Genomic DNA, 19,091 nt, shown 5'->3' on the forward strand with positions numbered 1-19,091 from the left:
CACCCTTGTCGACCGTGCACCAGTACATCGAGCAGCAGAACCGACCAATCTGAACCGAAGGGACACCGGCCCACCCGGCGGCGAACCGGCTGTTCTCTCCCCGCTACGCGGGCTAGTCGGCTTCACCCCCGGTCTGAAGCCCGGAGCACTACCGACGAACCCGGTAACCGGCGCCGGCCAGGCCCGCGATCAGCAGGGTCGCCATCACGCGGTGATACCAGGTGTTCAGCGTGGTCGTCTCGCCCGCGCCGAACGCCATCGCGAGTATCCCCATCAGCACCCCGGCCAGCGCGCCCGCGTGGGTGTGGAACAAACCGTCCCACGCCCACGGCCGGCGGCTCAGCGCACCGCGGGCGCCGACGAGCATGGCCAGGCCGCAGAGCGTCTCCACGATCGTCGCCGGCACGATCACCGGCTCGCGCAGCGGGCCGAGCGGGAGCCCGGTGTGCAGCAGCGCCGCGCAGAAGAAGATCAGCGCGTAGGCCGCCGAGAGGGCTCCCAGCGCTTTCCGCAGTGCGTCCATGCCGTCACGTTCGCACCTTGGGCGGCGCTGGGAATCGGCTGTACGGCTATGGCTCGGCTACTCCGTCCGTAGTACGTGAGCGCATCAGTACTCCCAGGTGTCGGTGCGCTGCTCGCCGCTGATGCACCACACCCCCGAGCCGTGCTCGCCCTTGACCAGGTCCACCCTGATCCAGCCGGTGTTCCTGGCGACCTTGGTGGAGTAGCCGCTCCTGGGAGTGGCCGACACCAGGCGGCAGCCGTCGGGGCCCAGCGTGAACGCCACCTCGCCGCCCTTCACCGACACCACCCGCAGGTCTTTCGGGCTGCTGGTGGGTGCGGTCGCCTGCGTCTTCCGCACCGCCGGTTTGGTGGAAGCCGCCGTCCTGGTAGGGGTGGGCGCCTTCGTGGGGGTGGCCGCCTTCATGGGAGTGGCCGTCTTCGTGGGAGCGGCCGTCTTCGTGGGAGCGGCCGCCTTCGTCGGAGTGGGCGTCCTGGTGGGAGTGGGCGTCTTGGCGGGAGCGGGCGCCTGGCTGGGCGTACGGTCGCCGTCCGCGACCGCCTGCGCCAGGAACGGCTCAACCTGGACATCGTCCACGAACTCGGTACGCAAGACACCGCGCACGCCGAACCACGACACTGAGACCGCGATCACGGTGGCTCCACACCAGACCACGATGTATCCAAGGGCTCGACGCATGGGACGAATTATGGACGGTTGGTGCGCATGGCGACGGTTCTTGTAGTCGAAGACGATGAATTCGTCCGATCGGCGATCATCCGCGAGCTGGCCGGCCGGCAGCACGCGGTGCGCAGCGCGGGCTGCGCCCTGGACGCGCTCCGGGAGATCTCGCAGAGCCCGCCGGACGCCGTCATCCTCGACCTCGGCCTGCCCGACCTCGACGGCTCGGAGGCGCTGAAGATGGTGCGCGGCATCTCCGACGTACCGGTCATCGTGGCCACGGCCCGCGACGACGAGGCCGAGATCGTCAGGCTGCTGGAAGCGGGAGCCGACGACTACCTGGTCAAGCCGTTCTCGGGTGACCATCTGGGTGCCCGGCTGGACGCCGTACTGCGCCGGGCCAGGTCCGCGCCGCCGCCACAGGTGCTGCGCGTCGGCGGGCTGGTGGTCGACGTCAACCGGCGAACGGCCGCGCTGGACGCTGGGCCGCTCACGCTGACCAGGCGCGAGTTCGACCTGCTCGCCTACCTCGCCACGCGGGCCGACCGGGTCGTCACCCGCAAGGAGTTGCTGACCGAGGTCTGGCACCAGGCGTACGGGGACGACCAGACCATCGACGTGCACCTGTCCTGGTTACGCCGCAAGCTCGGTGAAAGCGCCTCGAACCCCCGCTACCTGCATACCGTCCGGGGTGTCGGCTTCATGCTGTCCGCGCCCCGATGAGACGCGCGCTGGCCGTGCTGATGGTCGCCGTCACCTCGATGGTGGCGCTGGCCTTCCTGGTGCCACTCGCCCTGATCGTCAAGGAGACGGCGCAGAGCCGGGCGGTCTCCGGCGCCGAACGCCAGGCGTCGGCGCTGGTCCCGGTGCTGGCCCTGACCACCAAGACAGACGACCTCGCCCACGCGATGGCGCGTACCGAGGCGGGCCGGCGCGGCCTGCTGGCCATCCACGTCAACGGCGGCCCGACCACGGGCTCCTCCCGCGCCCCGGCCGCCGACGTGGCGCGGGCGGCGGCGCAGACCAGGGCCGACACCGTCGAGCTGCCGACTGGCCAGGTGCTGCTCCGGCCGGTCGCGCTGGACGGTGACCGGGGCGCGGTGATCGAGGTCTTCGTGCCCGCCGATGACCTGAACCGGGGAGTCGGCACATCGTGGGCGGTGCTGACCGGTGTGGCCGTGGTGCTCGTGCTCGGCTCGGTGCTCGTCGGCGACCGGCTGGGCGCGCGCGTGGTCCGCTCGGCCCGCCGGCTCGGTTCGGCGGCCACCGCGCTGGGCGCGGGCGACCTGAGCGAGCGCATCTATCCGGAGGGGCCGCCGGAGCTGGTCGCGGCGGCCACGGCGTTCAACGCGATGGCCAACCGGGTCACCCACCTGCTCGCCGCCGAACGCGAACTGGCCGCCGACCTGTCACACCGCCTGCGTACGCCGCTCACCGCGCTCCGGCTCAGCCTCGACCAGCTCGGCACGCAGGCCGAGCCGAGCAGGCAGGCGCTGGCCCGGCTGGAGGGCGAGGTGGACACGATCATCTCCGCGGCCAGGCGGCCGTCACGCGCCGACCGGGTCTGCGACGCGGCGGAGGTGCTGCGCGACCGGCTGACGTTCTGGTCGGCGCTGGCGGAGGACCAGCAGCGGCCGTGGCAGCTCATGGGCGCGACGCTGCCGGTACGCGTGCCGGTGCCCGCGACCGAGCTGACGGCGGCGGTCGACGCGCTGCTGGGCAACGTGTTCCGGCACACGGCCGAGGGCACCGCGTTCAGCGTGTCCTTGCACGAGGGCAAGGACACGGTCGGCATCCTGATCTCCGACGCCGGTCCCGGCATCGCGGACCCGGAGGCGGCGCTGGAGCGGGGCACCAGCGGCGCCGGCTCGACCGGGCTCGGCCTGGACATCGCCCGCCGCCTGGCGGAGTCGTCCGGCGGGTCACTCCGGCTGGACCGCTCGTCGCTGGGCGGCGCGCAGGTCCAGGTCTGGATCCGCCGCACTGAAAAGGCACCTAAGTCAACCTTAAGAGCGGTTTAAAGAGCATTTTTCGCCCCTTTTCATGCTTCAACGTGATCTACATGCAGATCAAGCGCAAGGCGCTCGCCGCCGCCACCCTGACCGCCGCCACACTGCTCGTCCTGACCGGTGTCGCCGACGCCCACGGCACCATGAACAACCCGCCCAGCCGGACCCTGGTCTGCTACAACGAGAACCCGGAGAGCCCCAAGTCCGCCGCCTGCAAGAAGGCCGTGGAACTCGGCGGCACCCAGCCGCTCTACGACTGGAACGAGGTCAACCTGGCGAACGCCGCGGGCAGGCACCGCGAGCTCATCCCGGACGGCAAGCTGTGCAGCGCGGGCCGCGACAAGTACCGCGGCTTCGACCAGGCACGCGCCGACTGGCCCGCCACCAGCATGTCGAGCGGCGCCGCGTTCACCTTCCGCTACCGGTCGACCGCTCCGCACAAGGGCTCCTTCGAGCTGTATGTCACCAAGGACGGCTATGACCCGTCGAAGCCGCTCAAGTGGTCGGACCTGGAGTCGAAGCCGTTCCTCACCCAGCGGGATCCCGCGCTGACGGACGGCGCCTACAACCTTCAGGGCAAGCTGCCCGCCAAGCAGGGCCGCCACCTGATCTACTCCATCTGGCAGCGCAGCGACAGCCCGGAGGCGTTCTACTCCTGCTCGGACGTGACCTTCGGCGGCGGCACGACCACCCCGACCACCGCGCCGACCACCGCCCCCACCGCTGCCCCGACCAGCAAGCCCACCACGCAGCCGACCAGCGCTCCGCCGGCGCAGCAGCCCGGCGGCATCGCCCTGTCGGCGATCAACACGGGAGCCGGGGTCAGCCCCGCCTCGGTCCGGGTGGGCGGGCAGGTGACGGTCACGGCGGTGTGCGGCGGGTCCAAGGTACGCGGCGTGGCCTCCGGCGCCTTCAGCCCGCGCCAGGCGTTCGCTCCGGCGTCGACCGCCGCCTGGACGCCGTCGTTCAGGGCCGCCCAAGCGGGCAGGTACCCGGTGATCGTCTACTGCCGGAACGGCGGCCAGGCCCGCACGGTCGTTTCCGTACGGGCCTGAGGCTCGCCCCCTGGCCATCCCCATGTGAACTTCTGTGACAAATGGGTCTTCTCAGGATCAAGTCCGCTAGTTACGTTCAGGCAGCGCGGCTGTTTACGGGGCTGTCCGCGCCTGCCGAACATCCCAGAACGGGATCTAGCAACCTGACCTCTGTCCACCCCCCACGGAGGACCCCGATGAAGCTCCTCGCAGCATTAGGTGCTCTCGCGCTGGCCTTACCCCTGGCGCTCAGCGCGCCCACCCAGGCAGCCGTCGCGGCGGCACCGCCGAACATCTCCCTCACCAACGTCAAGGCCCACCTGGCGCAGCTACAGACGATCGCCAACAACAACGGCGGCACCCGCGCGCACGGCCGGCCCGGCTACCTGGCCTCAGCCAACTATGTGAAGGGCCAGCTCGACGCCGCCGGATACACCATGACGCTGCAGTCGTTCACCTACAACGGCGCCACCGGCTACAACGTGATCGCCGACTGGCCGGGCGGCGACCCCAACGACATCCTCATGATCGGCTCCCACCTCGACAGCGTCACCGCCGGACCCGGCATCAACGACAACGGCTCGGGCTCGGCGTCGATCCTGGAGGTCGCGCTGGAGGTCTCGCGCCAGGCGCTGCAGCCCACGAAGCACCTGCGTTTCGCCTGGTGGGGCGCCGAGGAGCTGGGGCTGCGCGGCTCGCAGTTCTACGTGAACAACCTGCCGGCCGCCGAACGTACCAAGATCAAGGCGTACCTGAACTTCGACATGGTCGGCTCCCCCAACCCCGGCTACTTCCTCTATGACGGCGACAACTCCGACGGCACCGGCTCCGGTCCTGGCCCGGCCGGATCGGCGCAGCTGGAACAGACCCTGGCGGCGTACTTCTCCTCCATCGGTGTCCCGACCCGCGGCACCGACTTCGACGGCCGCTCCGACTACGGCCCGTTCATCGCCGTCGGCATCGCGGCGGGCGGCACGTTCACCGGCGCTGAGGGGATCAAGTCGAGCGCGCAGGCGCAGCTGTGGGGCGGTACGGCGGGCCAGGCGTTCGACGCCTGCTACCACCGCTCCTGCGACACGACCGCCAACATCAACGACACCGCTCTCGACCGCAACGCCGACGCCATCGCCTACTCCGTCTGGACGATCGCCACCGCGACACCGCCCGTGACCGTCTGGTCGGACACCTTCGAGACCGCCAACGGCTGGGTCACCAACGCCGGCGGCACCGACACCGCGACCACCGGCCAGTGGGAGCGCGGCGACCCGGAGGCGACGACCTCCAGCGGCACCAAGCAGCTCGGCACCACGGTGAGCGGCACGAACGACCTGGTAACCGGCAGACTGGCCGGGGCCAGTGCGGGCGAGAACGATCTGGACGGCGGCACCACCTCGATCCAGTCGCCGGCGATCACGCTGCCGACCGGCGGGACGCTCCGGCTGTCGCTGTCGTGGTATCTCGCGCACGGCAGCAACGCCTCCAGCGCCGACTTCTTCCGCGTCAGGGTGGTGGGAAACACTTCCAGCACGGTGTTCCAGCAACTGGGGGCCGCGAGCAACCGCGACGCGGCCTGGAGTACGGCCACCGCCGACGTCTCCGCCTTCGCCGGGCAGAGCGTCCGCATCGTGATCGAGGCCGCCGACGCGTCAGGGGCCAGCCTGGTCGAGGCGGGCGTGGACGACGTCAAGATCACCCGGTAGTCGAATGACCCAATGAGCCCGGGCCGCGCGGGGCCTGGGCTCATTGCTGTTCGGAAGGCTGAAGGGTGTCGGCCGTGCACTGCGGGGCACATGTGGCTGTCGTCCGGCTTACTCCCGTTTTAGACCCGCCGGGATTGAATCGGAGCAACTCAGCTGGAGGACATAGTGACGCCAACGCGTTCTGACCACCCAAACGAGGACCAGTCGATCGGACCGGACGAGCCGCGCAGGCGCGTCCCACGGCCGTTGATCGTTGCCGCGACCATCGCCATGGTGGCGACGAGCGGGATCGGAGTGGCCGCCGCGGCGTCGGGAACGCCGACGGAGACGCCGACCCCCACGCCGACCATCAGCGAGACACCGACCGAGACCCCCACCGAAACCCCAACCGCGACCGAGTTGCCGCCCATCAGCCCTTGGGGCTTCGTCGGCGCGATGCACGGCGAGTTCGCTGTGGCGTCCAAGGACGGTTGCGGCGTCGTCACGCTGCTCGCCCAGACCGGGCAGGCGACCGCTGTCGCCGAGGACTCCATCACCGTGAAGAGCCAGGACGGCTTCGAGAAGGTGTACGCGATCAGCGAGTCCACCCGCACGATCGCGGGACGCCGTGGGACCAGCAAGGTCAAGGAGGGCGACTGGGTATCGGTGACCGCCACCGCAAATGACGACACGGGCACAACGCCACCCACAGAGACGCCCACCGAGACGCCCACAGAGACACCGACCGAAACACCGACCGAGACCCCAACAGAGACACCGGCCCAAACGCCCACCGAAACGCCCGCCGAGACGCCGACCGTGACGCCCACGGTCACGGCGACATTGGCGCCCACCGAGACGACCGCACCAACAACGACGGCGACGGCGACAGCCGCTTACGTCTTCGACCTGTCCAGGCCCACCAAGAACTTCTGGCGCGGCCACGGCTGGTGGCAGTCGAAGCAGCCGTGGATGAACCCGCCGACCTGGCGGACCCCGACCGCCTGCCCCACGCCCACCGAAACCGTGACCCCACCCGAGACCCCCACAGATACTCCGACCATCGACCCGACCCCGACAATCTCCGAGACCCCGACCCCCACCCCGACCCCGACCCCCACGCCCACCCCGAACTCGTGAGCATCCGGTAGCGGCGCAGCTCCTGTCCCGAGCAGCCCCCTCACCACCCCGGAAGTGCTCCGACCAGCCGCTCCACCCCTGAAGCGCGGTGGGGCGGCCGATGCGAGGCGAACGTCGCCGCCCATCTTCGGTCTCACCCCGCGCGCCGCCTATCATCGGACGCCGGGGGTCTGACATGTTGCGGGCGTTCTTCAAGACCGAGACCGGCAGCACCAGCGTGCTGCTGGCGGCCACCCTGCTTGCCCTGCTGTGGGCCAACTCCCCCTGGGGCGGCACGTACGAATCCTTCTGGCACACCAACATGGGCCTGTCGTTCGGCAGCGCCACGTTCGAGCTCGACCTGCGCCACTGGGTCAACGACGGCCTCATGACCATCTTCTTCTTCGTCATCGGCCTGGAGATCTCCTACGAGGCGCGGCTCGGCCAGTTGCGGGATCGGCGGCTGATCGCGGTGCCGGCGCTCGCGGCACTGGGCGGGATGATGGTGCCCGCCGGTGTCTATCTGGCGCTGAACGCGGGTGGGCCCGCGGCCGGTGGATGGGGAGTGCCGATCGCCACCGACACCGCGTTCGTGCTCGGCATGCTCGCCATCGTGGGTGCGCGGTGCCCGGAGCCGTTGCGGGTGTTCCTGCTGACGCTGGCGATCGTCGACGACGTGCTGGCGATCATCATCATCGCGCTCTTCTACACCGAGAGCCTGGACGTCATCGCCCTGGTGGTCGCGGCGGCGCTGCTGGCGGCGATCATGACGCTGCGGTGGCTGAGGATCTGGCGGGCGCCCGCGTACATCGTGCTCGGGTTCGCCCTGTGGGTGGCCACGCTGGAGAGCGGCGTGCATCCGACGCTGATCGGCATCGCGCTGGGCATCCTGGTGTTCGTGTACGCGCCCAGCGACCGCAAGTTGCTCCGCGCCGACGAGGCCGTACACGAGTTCACCAGCGACCCGAGCCCCGAGGCGGCCAGGGTGGCGGCGCGCACGCTGCGGCGGGCCGTGTCCGTCAACGAGCGGCTGCAACTCCTGCTGCACCCCTGGAGCAGCTATGTGATCGTGCCGATCTTCGCGCTGGCCAACGCGGGTGTCCGGCTCGACGCCGAGACGCTGCGCACGGCCTTGACCTCGCCCATCACGATCGGGGTGGCGGCCGGGCTGCTGCTGGGGAAGTTCGTCGGCATCTCGCTGGGCACCTGGCTGCCGCTGAAGTCCGGCTGGGGGATCCTGCCCGGCAACCTGGTCTGGGGGCAGTTGCTGGGTGGCGCGGCGGTGTCCGGCATCGGGTTCACGGTGGCGCTGTTCATCGTGGACCTGGCCTTCGACGACCCGGCGGTGCAGAGCCAGGCGAAGATCGGCATCCTGGCCGGGTCGCTGCTGGCGGCGCTGATGGGCGGGGCGATCTTCCGGATCGCCTGGGACCGGGGCGGGGTGTGCGCGCCTCCCGACGCCGAGCCGGAGGAGGAGCTCCCCGTGCTGCTGACCGAGCCCGTGGGACCCGACGACCACGTACGGGGGCCTGCGGACGCACGGGTGACGATCGTGGAGTACGGCGACTTCGAGTGCCCCTACTGCGGAGCTCTCCATCCGGTCCTGAGCGAGTTGCTGCGGAAGTCCGCCGACGTGCGCCTGGTGTTCAGGCACTTCCCGCTGCGCACCATACATCCTCGGGCCTTTCCCGCCGCGGTGGTCGCCGAGGCCGCGGCGATGGAGGGCCGGTTCTGGGAGATGCACGACACCCTCTTCGACAACCAGCGCTTCCTGACCGACACCGACCTGGCCCGCTACGCCGCCGAACTGGACGTCGAGCCGTGGCCCGACGTGCCCGCGCAGGCCGCGCGGGTCGACCGGGACGAGGAGTCGGGCCGCGCGAGCGGCGTCCGCGGGACGCCCACGCTGTTCCTGAACGGCGTCCGCTATCAGGGCGATCTGGATCTCCGTTCGATCACCCGGGCGGTGGAAAGCGCGCGTCAATCCCCGTAAGGTCGCGTCTCGACACAGATCGTGTGAAATGCGTGCGTACCGGAGCCGAAAGACGGGGACATATGTCATTTGCCAATCTGCTCTACTACATCCTCAGGCTGCTGATGATCAGCCTGCTGATCGTGGGTGTCGTGCTGACGGCCAAGGCGAAGGCGGAGCGCGGCCGGGCGGCCACCTTGGGGATGTTCGGCTGTCTCGTGCTCCTGTTCGGCGAGCTCTTCAGCATCGTGCGCGTCGCCTCGGCGGCGAGCCTGATCCGCGCGGTCGGCATCAACTCCTACAACATGGTGATGGTCGCGATAGAGACGATCGCCACGCTCATCACCGCAGTCGGCGTGGGCTTGCTGATCTGGGCCGTGGCCGCCCGCCGCACCCCGGCCCAGCCGCAGCAGACGCCGGGCTGGCCGCAACCCCAGCAGCCGCACGGCTGGCCGCAGCCCCAGCAACCCCAGCCCCAGCAGCCCGAGTGGCAGCGCCAGTCCCAGGCGCCGCCCGAGTGGCAGCCGCAGTCCCCGCCGCAGCCGCCCTCGGCCCCGCAGCCGGGCTGGCAGGACCCCGAGCGGCCCGGCTGGCAGAACCCGCAAGGCTAACCAGCCGCCCGATCGCCAAGGAATGTGACAATGTCTGGATAAAAGCTCTCTGCGCCGCGTCCGAGGGGATCATGACTCCAGAGCAGCCGGATCAGCCCGGCCCCGACCCCAACCGGACCATCAGGCACCGCTGGCCGCAACCTGAGCCACCCCGCCAGGAACCCAGCCTGACGCCTTACACGCAGCGCCTGCCCTACACCCCCGACATGCTCCCCGACGTCCCCCAATACGAGGCCAAGCCACCGAAGTCGGGCTGGTGGTGGGTGATTCTGGTCGGCGGGATCGCGGTCCTGGTGGTCGCCGTCGCCGTGGTCGCCCTCCTGTGGGCCCGGAGCACCGTCGAGCCGCCCGTCAAACCGGGCTCGCAATCGTCCGTCAAATCAGGCCCCGCGCGGGTCACCGACACCAAGGCCCAGGTGTCCTACCTCATCCCGGAGGGCTGGACGAAGGCCGACCGGCCGTCCTACACCTCGGGCATCGCCGCGGGCGGCGCGGTCGTGGTCGCCTTCCCGCAGCAGCAGGGCGGCATCGGCGGCGCCGCCACGTCCGAGCAGTTGCAGGCCAGGGCCGACGCCGTGGCGCTGGACACGGCCCGGCGGTTCCTGCCCGACCTGGGCAGCCGGGACGGTCTGCGCACCCGGGCGCTGGAGGTCGGCGGCCAGCCGGCGGCCACGGCGTCGTTCCGGGTGGTGTTCAAGAGCGCTACCAAGGATCCGGCTTATGTCCGCATCGTGGCGGTGCACACCGCCGATGGCGGCCTCTCCTACGTATACGGCAGCACGGTGCCCGACGGCGACGCCGCCCGCCGGGCCCTCGACGGGGTGCTCGACAGCGTCACACCCGCGTGAAGTCCATGGTCCAGTTGGTCTCCCAGGTCTGCCCGCCATCCGCCGAGAATGCCTGCTCCCACCGGCAGGAGTCCGGGCCGCGCACGGTCCAGATGAACCGGCAGCGCACCGGCGCGCCGTCGTGCTGTTCCTCGCCGTAGAACTCGCCCCGGTCACCGTCGAAGGCGCCGACCATGGGCGTCGGGTCGAGCGTGCCCCTTGAGGTACTCGCCCAATAGATGGACCACTGCTCCGTCGCGGGGTTGAAGATCCGGATGGTCAGCCCGGTGAAGCCCCTGGCCGGGCACTTGATCTCGTCGAAGCTCGCCGCGCCGTCGAAGTGGCGACTGGCCACACTGGTGCCGGGGAACTCGTCCCACTCGTCACTGCCCGTCAGGGGCTTGACGAGCCTGCGGTGGGTGACATTCCAGGAGCCGGCGAAGAAGTCGAAGTCGTTCATGCGGACGAACGTAGAGCAGGGTCACTGACAGGTAGTGTCAGTGAATGCGCGCCTCCCGGCTGGTCTCCCTCCTCCTGCTGCTGCAGACGCGCGGCCGCATGACGGCTCAAGAGCTGGCCGAGCGGCTCGAGGTCTCCGTACGGACGATCTACCGCGACGTCGAGTCGCTGCACACCGCGGGCATCCCGCTGTACGGCGACGCCGGGCCGAAAGGCGGCTACCAGCTCCTCGACGGCTATCGCACCCGGCTCACCGGGCTGACCACGGACGAGGCGGAGTCGTTGTTCCTCGCCGGGCTGCCGGGTCCCGCGGCCGAGCTGGGATTGGCCGCCGTGGTGACGGCCGCGCAGCTCAAGCTGATGGCCGCGCTGCCCGTCGAGCTGCGCGACCGGGCCGGGCGGATCCAGGAGCGCTTCCACCTGGACGCCCCGACCTGGTACCGCGACGCGCAGCCGGCGGCGCACCTGCCGGCCGTGGCCGACGCCGTGTGGAACGAGCGCGTCCTGGAGGTCAGATACCGCCGCTGGAAGGCGCCGCAGGAGGTCGAGCGGCGGCTGGAGCCGTACGGGCTGGTGGTCAAGGCCGGACGCTGGTATCTAGTGGCGCGGGCCGGTGAGCAGGTGCGTACCTACCGGGTGTCACAGATCCTCGGCCTGCACGCGCTGCCCGAGCGCTTCACCCGGCCCGACGACTTCGACCTGACCGCCTACTGGCAGGCGTACCTGGCCGAGTTCGAGGCCCGGCTGCGGTGGGGCGAGGCGGTGATCCGGCTGTCGCCGCAGGGGATGCGGCTGCTGGCCAACCTCATGACACCCGGTGTGGCGGCGGCGGCGAAGGAGAGCGCGCAGCCGCCGGACGGCGAGGGCTGGACCCAGGTGACGGTCCCGATCGAGTCGATCGAGCACGCGGCGGGTGAGTTCCTGCGGCTCGGCACGGACGTCGAGGTCCTCGCTCCCGCCGAGCTCCGCGACCGCGTCGCCACCACGGCCGAGGAACTGACCCGCCGCTACAACGGGTGAGCCGACCCGCGTGAGCTCACCGCGTGAGCGCTGTCTCCTCGGCCTGCCAGCAGTGCGTCCAGTGCCCCTCGCCCACCTCGGTACGGCCGGGCACCCGCTCCGAGCAGACCGGCAGCGCCACCGGGCAGCGCGGATGGAAGCGGCATCCGCTCGGCGGCTCGATCAGGCTGGGTGGCTCGCCGTGGCGCGTCGCCTCCGGTGCCGTCACCCGGTCGGGGTCGGGCGCCGACTCCAGCAGCAGGTTCGTGTAGGGATGGGCGGGCGACTGGGTGAGCGTCTCACCGTCACCGCTCTCGATGAGCCGCCCGGCGTACATCACCGTGATGTCCTCGGCGAAGTAACGCGCGCTGGCGATGTCGTGCGTGATGTACAGGAGCGCCAGCCCGCTCTCGTCGGCCAGTTTCTCCAGCAGCCGCAGCACGCCGAGCCGGATCGACACGTCGAGCATCGACACCGGCTCGTCGGCGATGAGCGCGATGGGCCGCACGGCCAGCGCGCGGGCGATCGCCACCCGCTGCCGCTGCCCGCCCGACAGCTCGTGCGGCAGCTTGTCCATGAACTGATCGACCGGTGTGAGGCTGACGCGTTCGAGCAGCTCGGCGACCTGCTCCTGTTCGCGCGCCGCCGAGCGGACATGTCCGTGAATGCGCAGCGGCCGCGCCAAGTGGTAGCGGACCCGGTGGAACGGGTTCAGCGACGCGAACGGGTCCTGGAAGATCAGCTGCACCTGCCGCCGGTAGTCGCGGAACGCCGCCCCGCGATGCGCCTTCACCCGCTCGCCGCGCAACAGCACCTCACCCGAGGTCGCCGGGTACACCTGGGCGAGCAGCCGGGCCACCGTGCTCTTGCCGCAGCCGCTCTCGCCGACCAGCGCGGTGACCGTTCCGGCGCGCAGCGCCAGGGAGACATCCTCGACCGCGCGCACCGGGGGCCGCTTCCCGAACCGGCCCCGCGGGCCGCGGGCCGCGGTGAAGTGCTTGGTGAGGTTCCGGCCCTCCAGGACGATCTCGCCGCTCACTGGCGCACCCCCTTGTCGTCGTTCAGCAGGCACGCGACCTGCCCTTCCGTGCCCGGGACCAGCTCGGGCCGCCGCACCGAGCACGTGTCCATGGCGAACCGGCAGCGCGGATGGAAGGCGCAGCCAGGTGGCAGTGAGCGCAGGTCCGGCGGGGTGCCCGGGATGCCGAGCAGTTCCTCGCGCGGCCCGTGCAGCCGGGGGAACGAGCGCAGCAGGCCCAGCGTGTAGGGATGGCTGGGCGACTTGTGCAGCGCCTTGGCCGAGCCCGTCTCCACCACCCGGCCCGCGTACATGATGGCGATCCGGTCGGAGATCTCCATGAGCAGGGACAGATCGTGCGTGATGAACACGACCGCGAAGCCGTACTCCTCCCGCAGCGTCCTGATCTCGTGGAGGATCTCCCGCTGGACGACCACGTCGAGCGCGGTGGTCGGCTCGTCCATGATGATGATCTCGGGGTTGAGCGCCAGCGCGATGGCGATCGCGGCCCGCTGGCGCATGCCGCCCGACAGCTCGTGCGGGTAGCCGCGCCGCCGGTCGGCGCTGATGCCGACGCGTTGCAGCAGCTCGACCGTCCGCTCGACGCGCTCCTTGCGTGACATGCGCGGGGCGTGGACGCGGAGTACGTCGTCGATCTGGTCGCCGATCGTGCTGACCGGGTTGAGCGCGTTCATGGCGCTTTGGAAGACGACCGCCAGCTCCTTCCAGCGGAAGGCGCGCAGCTCGCCACGACCGAGTCCGAGCACGTCGACCGGCTCGTCGTCCCTGCGGTGGTAGACGACGGAGCCGGAGGTGATCGCCGCCGGTGGGCGCAGCAGCCGGGCGACGGCGTTGGCCAGCGTCGACTTGCCGCTGCCGCTCTCGCCCGCCAGGCCGAGGATCTCGCCCCGGCGCAGGTCGAGCGAGACGTCGGAGACGGCGTGCACGGCGCCGCTGCCCGACTGGTAGTCCACGCTGAGGTCGCGGATCTCCAGGACGTTCATGCGCGGGCCTTCCGGACCTTGATCGTCCGTAGACGGGGGTTGGCGATCTCGTCGATGCCGAAGTTGACCAGCGCCAGCCCGGTGCCGATCAGCGCGATGCACAGCCCCGGCGGGATGAACCACCACCAGGCCCCGATGAGCAGCGCCTGCCCGTTCTGTGCGAAATACAGCATGCTCCCCCAGCTCACGGTCGACAGGTCGGCCAGGCCGAGGAAGGACAGCCCGGCCTCGGCCAGGATCGCGCCGACGACCGTGGCCAGGAAGCTGGTGGCGATGACGGGCAGCAGCACGGGCAGGATCTCGAAGAAGATGATCCGCAAGGGCCCTTCGCCACTGGCCCGGGCCGCCGCCACGAAGTCGCGCCGCCGTACCGACAGGGTCTGGGCGCGCAGCACGCGGGCACCCCAGGCCCAGCCCGTGACGGCGATCACCACGGCGACCGAGGCGACGCCGCGCTGCGGCAGGTAGCCCGCCAGCACGATGATCAGCGGCAGCGAGGGCAGCACCAGGAAGATGTTGGTCAGCACCGAGAACGTCTCGTCGATCGCGCCGCCGAAGTAGCCGCCGACCAGGCCCACCGCCACGGCCAGCACGGTGGCGATCACCGCCGACAGCAGGCCGACGCCCATCGAGATCCGGGCGCCGTACACGATCTGGGTGAGGATGTCCTGCCCGGTCTGTGTGGTGCCGAGCCAGTGCGCGGCCGAGGGGCCCTGCAGGCCGTCGTCGCTGGTGGCGGCCGGGTCGGCGCCGATGAGCAGCGGCCCGACGAGCGCCATCAGCGCGAAGAAGACGAGGATGCCCACGCCGATCTTGATCTTCACTGGGCCTCCTGCCGGGTGCGGGGATCGAGGACCACGTACGCGAGGTCGGCCAGGAAGTTGGCGACGAGCACGGCCAGCGAGATGACGAGGAAGATGCCCTGCATGAGCGGAAAGTCCTCGTTCTCCACGCCTTTGAGGAGCATCGACCCGATTCCCGGATAGGAGAAGACGATCTCGGTCAGCACCGAGCCGCCCACCACGAAGCCGAGCGACAGGGCGAAGCTGGTGATGTTCGGCAGGATCGCGTTGCGGGCCGCGTAGGCCCACATGACCCGGCGGCTGGTCAGCCCCTTGGCCTCGGCCATCACCACGTAGTCCTCGCCGAGGGTGGTCACCATGACGTTGCGCATGCCGAGGATCCGGTCGGCCATCGAGGCGACCACGATCGTGACGGCCGGCAGCGTCGCGTGGTAGAGCACGCTCGCGGCGAACTCCCCGGTGAAGCCGGGCGCGACCTCCAGCCCGTACGCCCGGGAGACCGGAAACCACTGGAGCGTCACCCCGAAGACGAACACCAACGCCAGCGCCACCCAGAAGTACGGCACCGCGTGCATGAACGTGGCGGCGGGCAGCACCCCGTCGAGCCAGGTGCCGCGCTTCCACGCCATCAGCACGCCCAGCGAGGTGCCGACGAAGTAGCTGATCAGCGTGGCCACGCCGACCAGCCCGACCGTCCACGGCAGGCTGTCGGCGATGACGGTGGACACTTCGGTGGGAAAGAAGGTGATCGAGCGGCCGAGTTCCCCATGAGCGAGATTGCCCAGATAATCCAGATACTGCTGCCACAGGCTGGCGTCGCTGATCCCGAAGGCCCGCCGCATCGCGTCGATGGCGGCGGGGTCCACGTTGTCCCTCATCCGGGCGACCAGCAGCTCGACCGGGTCCCCCGGCATGAGCCGGGGGATGAGGAAGTTGAGCGTGACGGCGGCCCAGGCCGTGAGCAGGTAGAACCCGAGCCGCCTGGCCAGAAACCTCACTTGGCCGCCGGCTTCAGGTGCAGCAGGACCACGGCGGCGTCAGGCGAGGTGTACGGCGAGGGCATCGCGTACGGATCCTGCTCGGAGGGCCAGCCGACATACTTGTTCGTCCGGTACTGCGACCAGGCCGGGCTGTAGAACAGCGGCACCGTCGGCAGCTTCTCCACCATGATCTTGCCCAGCCCTTGGACGGCCTTCTGCTGCGCGGCCTCGTCCTCGGTGGCCGCGTACTCGTCGATCAGCTTGTCGGTCTCGGCGTCCTTCCACCGCTCGTAGTTGCCGGTCCCCGGCTTGCCGACCGGCTGCGCCAGGTCGCCGTAGAGCATCGAACGCATCTGGAAGTACGGTGTGGGTCCGGAGGGCGTGGCCCGGATCGACAGGTCGTAGTCACCCTTGCCGACCTTGGACACCCAGTCCGCGAACGCCACACCCCGCGTGTTCACCTTGATGCCGACCTTGGCCAGGTCCTCCCTGATGAGCTGGGCGGCGTTCACCCAGTCGGTGAACGGCGAGGGCACCAGCAGGGTGAAGCTCAGCTTGGCCGGGTCGACGCCCTTGAGCAGCTCCTTGGCCTTCTCCACGTCCACCTTGAAGGCCGCGTCCTTGTACTCCGCGGGCAGGTAGGCCTCGCCGCCCGGCATCGGCACGCTGGTCGGGTGCGCCGGCTTGGTGTAGCCGCGCTCGGCCACCCGGACGATCTTGTCCCGGTCGACGGCCAGGCTGATGGCCTGCCGGACCTCGGGCTTGGCCAGGATCGGGTTGGCCTGGTTGGGCAGCAGGTTCACCACGCCCTCGGGCGGGAAGAAGAACTTGTTGATCTCCGGCTTGCCCTGGACGTAGATCTTGTCGATGTCGGGCACGAACGCGCCCGCCCAGTCGAGCTCCCCCTGCTGAAGCGCCGTCTGCACCGCGTTGGCGGTGTAGGCGGGGAACTTCAGCGTCGGCACCTCCGGCTTGCCCGGCTGCCAGTAGCCCGGGTTCTTCTCCATCTCGTAGAGCTGCGAGCTGAACTTCGACAGCTTGTACGGCCCGGTCCCCACCGGCTTGGGGTTGGTGAAGGTGACCGGATCCTGCTGCTTCTCCCAGAGGTGCTTGGGCACGATGGGGGTGTTTCCGGCGATGTTGTAGAGCTTGGCGTACGAGGTGGACTTGAAGGTGAGCTCCACCTTGTCCGGCGCGAGGACCTTGGTGCCCGCGATCTCCAGCGCGCTCCTGTTGAGCTGGGCGTTCTTACTGAGCAGATCGAAGGAGAAGGCCACGTCGTCGGCGGTGAACGGCTGCCCGTCGGTCCACTTCACCCCCTGACGCAGGGTGAAGGTGATCGTCTTGCCGTCGTCGGACCACGCGTGCTCAAGAGCCAGCCAGGGGGTGACCTCGCCGGGCTTGAGCTTGTTGAAGAACTCCAGCGTCTCGTAGATCATCCCGGACGTGCCGAAGTTCACGTTCTCCAGGTGGTACGGGTTGAAGTCCTCCTGGAAGGTGCCCGCGTCCACCGCGTGAATGACTAATGGCGGCGAACCGGCGGTGTTCTTGCTCGTGGAGCCGCTGCTCGAACAGCCCGCCACCGCGACGGCCAGCGCCGCGGTGACCACCAGGCTTCGTTTCATTGAGGTGCCGCCTTTCCGAGATAACGCGCCCGGAGATCGCGGGCCCCCTTCGGCGCGGCGAACGCCTGGGCCCGGCGGAATCCGGCTGGTGCGCCGCGCACGATCGTCAGCGCGCGGTAGTAGTCCACGTACGGGAAGCCATACGTCTCGCCTCGGGCGTACGCGTAACCCGTGATCGCCGCCGACCAGACCTCGTAGGCCTCGTCGGACAGGTCGACGAACACGTCGGGCGTGTAGCCGTCGGCGTCCTCCCAGTTGTCGGCGTAGTAGAGCTCGCTCGCCCAGTACGCGGGCAGGTCGCGCTCGAGCGTCTTCAGGCCGCCGTAGAAGCGGGCGTCCTGGACGATCCGGTGAGTGCGGGCGTGGTCCTTGTGGATGGACTCGGCCCAGTGGGTGAGGATGACGTCCGGCCGGAGCTCCCTGATCAGGTCGCCGACCCGCATCTTGACGTCCTCGTCCTCGGGCAGCAGGCCGTCCTCGTAGTCGAGGAAGCGCACGCCCGCGCCGATCGCCGCGGCGAACGCCTCCGCCTCGGCGCGCTTCTGCTCGGCGTACGCGGGGATGGACAGGCGCGGGTGGCCGCGCTCCCCGAGCGTGAGGTGCAACAGCGTCGCGCGGTCGCCGCGCAGGACGTGCTGGGCGAGCACGGCGCCCGCGGTCAGATCCAGGTCGCCCGCGTGGGCCCCGATGGCGAGCACATGGGTCACGCCGACCGCCTCATCACGTGGAAGCGCCTGGTCACCTCGTAGCCTGCTCTGCTGTAGAGGTGACCGGCCGGGCTGGCCTCGCCCGTCCACAGGAACCACGAGGAGTGCAGGGCTTCGGCCCGCATCATGGTCATGGTCAGGTGGAGGAGGATCTTGCCGAGCCCGGTGCCCCGCTCGCCCGGATCGACCCCGAACGGCCCGAACCTCTCAGGGAGTCCCCGATAAGCCCCGTATAACGCGAACCCGACTATTTCCGCCTTTTTCGCGATGATCATGCGTTTGGTGTCGCGGTGCTGCCTGATCGCCTCGCCCCAGTCCGGGTTGAAGACGTCGGCCGCGAACCGGATGAGCTCCGGTAACTCCCCTTCACGCGGGCTGCGGAACTCATACCCCTCGCCCTCCCGCTTGGCCCGCAGCGCGTGCACCTCGTCGGGCGTCACGTAGCCGACCAGTGTGCGGTCCATCGCGACCGGCGAGTAGAGCGTCTCGAACCCCAACCCCTCCAGCAGCCGGTACCCGTCGGGGTAGAGCGCGGCGTCGGCGCCCGGCAGCACGTAGTTGGGCGTGTAGGAGGAGAAGTCGATCCTGGTCCTGCCCTGGGCTTCGAGGAAGGCGACCGCCTCGCCGAGCAACCGCCGGCCGAGCCCGGTCCCCCGATGCTCGGGCGCCACGAAGAAGAACGGGATCCAGCCCGTCTCCGGCTCCAGGTCGGTGCCCGGGGCCAGCGGGATCAGCCGGCGCACGGCGTACGCGCAGCCGGCCACCCGCCCGTCGATCACGGCGACCCGCAGTCCTTCGGGGTCGAAGTTGGGGTCGAGCAGCACGCAGTCACGGAACCAGCCGGAGGTCGTGGGGTCGCCTGGCATGCTCTGATTCCAGGCGTCTATGAGGGAGACCTCGTCCCCCGAGGCGAACGCGCGGACAGTGACCATGGGGGTCCTTTCACCCTGGGCTCTGCCTTCCCACCCTCCCCAGTGATTAAGAGCCAGGTCAAGAGGGATCAGGAAAAAATTTTCCCCGATGACGTAGACCTAGAAACTTTCTTTCGCCTCCGGTAAGTAT

The 19,091-nt window shown here is 69.9% G+C and carries 19 protein-coding genes; 9 read left to right on the plus strand and 10 right to left on the minus strand.

Annotated features, from left to right (window positions below):
• Window positions 1-148 precede the first annotated feature (148 nt).
• Window positions 149-523: a hypothetical protein gene (locus AB0J16_RS57455; RefSeq protein ID WP_358557242.1), complete on the minus strand. Its 375-nt coding sequence runs from the start codon at window positions 521-523 to the stop codon at window positions 149-151.
• A gap of 84 nt (window positions 524-607) precedes the next feature.
• A complete protein-coding gene (locus AB0J16_RS57460; RefSeq protein ID WP_358557245.1) occupies window positions 608-1,201 on the minus strand; it encodes a hypothetical protein in 594 nt (197 codons plus the stop codon).
• Window positions 1,202-1,228: 27 nt separating this feature from the next.
• Between AB0J16_RS57460 and AB0J16_RS57465 the strand changes: the two genes are divergently transcribed.
• The 8 genes from AB0J16_RS57465 to AB0J16_RS57500 all read left to right on the plus strand — a co-directional run bounded on the left by AB0J16_RS57465 (window position 1,229) and on the right by AB0J16_RS57500 (window position 10,455).
• Complete coding sequence (locus AB0J16_RS57465) at window positions 1,229-1,906, plus strand: response regulator transcription factor (RefSeq protein WP_358557248.1); 678 nt, start codon at window positions 1,229-1,231, stop codon at window positions 1,904-1,906.
• Window positions 1,903-3,204, plus strand: a complete 1,302-nt coding sequence (locus tag AB0J16_RS57470; RefSeq protein WP_358557251.1) for a HAMP domain-containing sensor histidine kinase — start codon at window positions 1,903-1,905, stop codon at window positions 3,202-3,204. Before AB0J16_RS57465 ends, AB0J16_RS57470 begins: the two co-directional genes overlap by 4 nt.
• A 41-nt stretch (window positions 3,205-3,245) precedes the next feature.
• Window positions 3,246-4,247 carry a lytic polysaccharide monooxygenase gene (locus AB0J16_RS57475; protein WP_358557254.1) on the plus strand — a complete coding sequence of 334 codons (1,002 nt, stop codon included), beginning with the start codon at window positions 3,246-3,248 and terminating at the stop codon, window positions 4,245-4,247.
• A 176-nt stretch (window positions 4,248-4,423) separates the two neighbouring features.
• Complete coding sequence (locus tag AB0J16_RS57480; protein ID WP_358557257.1) at window positions 4,424-5,926, plus strand: M28 family peptidase; 1,503 nt, start codon at window positions 4,424-4,426, stop codon at window positions 5,924-5,926.
• 270 nt (window positions 5,927-6,196) lie between these two features.
• Window positions 6,197-7,045 (plus strand): hypothetical protein, encoded by an 849-nt coding sequence (locus AB0J16_RS57485; RefSeq protein ID WP_358557260.1) that lies wholly within the window; start codon window positions 6,197-6,199, stop codon window positions 7,043-7,045.
• A 175-nt stretch (window positions 7,046-7,220) separates the two neighbouring features.
• On the plus strand, window positions 7,221-9,017 hold the full coding sequence (gene nhaA, locus AB0J16_RS57490; protein ID WP_358557263.1) for a Na+/H+ antiporter NhaA: 1,797 nt from the start codon (window positions 7,221-7,223) through the stop codon (window positions 9,015-9,017).
• A gap of 62 nt (window positions 9,018-9,079) precedes the next feature.
• Window positions 9,080-9,607, plus strand: a complete 528-nt coding sequence (locus AB0J16_RS57495; protein ID WP_358557266.1) for a hypothetical protein — start codon at window positions 9,080-9,082, stop codon at window positions 9,605-9,607.
• 71 nt (window positions 9,608-9,678) lie between these two features.
• On the plus strand, window positions 9,679-10,455 hold the full coding sequence (locus AB0J16_RS57500; protein WP_358557269.1) for a hypothetical protein: 777 nt from the start codon (window positions 9,679-9,681) through the stop codon (window positions 10,453-10,455).
• Here AB0J16_RS57500 and AB0J16_RS57505 read toward each other — a convergent pair.
• Complete coding sequence (locus tag AB0J16_RS57505; RefSeq protein WP_358557272.1) at window positions 10,442-10,894, minus strand: hypothetical protein; 453 nt, start codon at window positions 10,892-10,894, stop codon at window positions 10,442-10,444. The genes AB0J16_RS57500 and AB0J16_RS57505 overlap by 14 nt on opposite strands.
• Before the next feature lie 44 nt (window positions 10,895-10,938).
• Between AB0J16_RS57505 and AB0J16_RS57510 the strand changes: the two genes are divergently transcribed.
• A complete protein-coding gene (locus AB0J16_RS57510) occupies window positions 10,939-11,913 on the plus strand; it encodes a YafY family protein (RefSeq protein WP_358557274.1) in 975 nt (324 codons plus the stop codon).
• A gap of 16 nt (window positions 11,914-11,929) precedes the next feature.
• On the opposite strand, the gene AB0J16_RS57515 is transcribed toward AB0J16_RS57510, so the two are convergent.
• From AB0J16_RS57515 to AB0J16_RS57545, 7 genes are read right to left on the minus strand one after another with little or no spacing between them, the layout of a single operon-like run.
• A complete protein-coding gene (locus tag AB0J16_RS57515) occupies window positions 11,930-12,931 on the minus strand; it encodes an ABC transporter ATP-binding protein (RefSeq protein WP_358557277.1) in 1,002 nt (333 codons plus the stop codon).
• Window positions 12,928-13,914, minus strand: coding sequence for an ABC transporter ATP-binding protein (locus AB0J16_RS57520; protein WP_358557279.1), 987 nt, complete (start codon window positions 13,912-13,914; stop codon window positions 12,928-12,930). Before AB0J16_RS57520 ends, AB0J16_RS57515 begins: the two co-directional genes overlap by 4 nt.
• Window positions 13,911-14,738, minus strand: coding sequence for an ABC transporter permease (locus AB0J16_RS57525; protein WP_358557282.1), 828 nt, complete (start codon window positions 14,736-14,738; stop codon window positions 13,911-13,913). The genes AB0J16_RS57520 and AB0J16_RS57525 overlap by 4 nt, the downstream gene beginning before the upstream one ends.
• A complete protein-coding gene (locus tag AB0J16_RS57530; protein ID WP_358557284.1) occupies window positions 14,735-15,715 on the minus strand; it encodes an ABC transporter permease in 981 nt (326 codons plus the stop codon). The genes AB0J16_RS57525 and AB0J16_RS57530 overlap by 4 nt, the downstream gene beginning before the upstream one ends.
• The gene (locus AB0J16_RS57535; RefSeq protein ID WP_358557287.1) at window positions 15,712-17,322 is read right to left on the minus strand and encodes an ABC transporter substrate-binding protein; all 1,611 of its coding nucleotides are present in this window, start codon (window positions 17,320-17,322) and stop codon (window positions 15,712-15,714) included. The genes AB0J16_RS57530 and AB0J16_RS57535 overlap by 4 nt, the downstream gene beginning before the upstream one ends.
• The gene (locus tag AB0J16_RS57540; protein WP_358557290.1) at window positions 17,319-18,029 is read right to left on the minus strand and encodes a PIG-L deacetylase family protein; all 711 of its coding nucleotides are present in this window, start codon (window positions 18,027-18,029) and stop codon (window positions 17,319-17,321) included. Before AB0J16_RS57540 ends, AB0J16_RS57535 begins: the two co-directional genes overlap by 4 nt.
• The gene (locus AB0J16_RS57545; RefSeq protein ID WP_358557293.1) at window positions 18,026-18,961 is read right to left on the minus strand and encodes a GNAT family N-acetyltransferase; all 936 of its coding nucleotides are present in this window, start codon (window positions 18,959-18,961) and stop codon (window positions 18,026-18,028) included. Before AB0J16_RS57545 ends, AB0J16_RS57540 begins: the two co-directional genes overlap by 4 nt.
• Window positions 18,962-19,091: the final 130 nt, after the last annotated feature.

The sequence above is a fragment of the Nonomuraea sp. NPDC049750 genome (assembly GCF_040659625.1).
Lineage (GTDB): Bacteria > Actinomycetota > Actinomycetes > Streptosporangiales > Streptosporangiaceae > Nonomuraea.

Coding starts and splice junctions, on each gene's coding strand:
- AB0J16_RS57455 (WP_358557242.1), bottom strand. CDS start 523: ATGGACGCACTGCGGAAAGCGCTGGGAGCCCTCTCGGCGGCCTACGCG.
- AB0J16_RS57460 (WP_358557245.1), bottom strand. CDS start 1,201: ATGCGTCGAGCCCTTGGATACATCGTGGTCTGGTGTGGAGCCACCGTG.
- AB0J16_RS57465 (WP_358557248.1), top strand. CDS start 1,229: ATGGCGACGGTTCTTGTAGTCGAAGACGATGAATTCGTCCGATCGGCG.
- AB0J16_RS57470 (WP_358557251.1), top strand. CDS start 1,903: ATGAGACGCGCGCTGGCCGTGCTGATGGTCGCCGTCACCTCGATGGTG.
- AB0J16_RS57475 (WP_358557254.1), top strand. CDS start 3,246: ATGCAGATCAAGCGCAAGGCGCTCGCCGCCGCCACCCTGACCGCCGCC.
- AB0J16_RS57480 (WP_358557257.1), top strand. CDS start 4,424: ATGAAGCTCCTCGCAGCATTAGGTGCTCTCGCGCTGGCCTTACCCCTG.
- AB0J16_RS57485 (WP_358557260.1), top strand. CDS start 6,197: ATGGTGGCGACGAGCGGGATCGGAGTGGCCGCCGCGGCGTCGGGAACG.
- nhaA (WP_358557263.1), top strand. CDS start 7,221: ATGTTGCGGGCGTTCTTCAAGACCGAGACCGGCAGCACCAGCGTGCTG.
- AB0J16_RS57495 (WP_358557266.1), top strand. CDS start 9,080: ATGTCATTTGCCAATCTGCTCTACTACATCCTCAGGCTGCTGATGATC.
- AB0J16_RS57500 (WP_358557269.1), top strand. CDS start 9,679: ATGACTCCAGAGCAGCCGGATCAGCCCGGCCCCGACCCCAACCGGACC.
- AB0J16_RS57505 (WP_358557272.1), bottom strand. CDS start 10,894: ATGAACGACTTCGACTTCTTCGCCGGCTCCTGGAATGTCACCCACCGC.
- AB0J16_RS57510 (WP_358557274.1), top strand. CDS start 10,939: ATGCGCGCCTCCCGGCTGGTCTCCCTCCTCCTGCTGCTGCAGACGCGC.
- AB0J16_RS57520 (WP_358557279.1), bottom strand. CDS start 13,914: ATGAACGTCCTGGAGATCCGCGACCTCAGCGTGGACTACCAGTCGGGC.
- AB0J16_RS57535 (WP_358557287.1), bottom strand. CDS start 17,322: ATGAAACGAAGCCTGGTGGTCACCGCGGCGCTGGCCGTCGCGGTGGCG.
- AB0J16_RS57545 (WP_358557293.1), bottom strand. CDS start 18,961: ATGGTCACTGTCCGCGCGTTCGCCTCGGGGGACGAGGTCTCCCTCATA.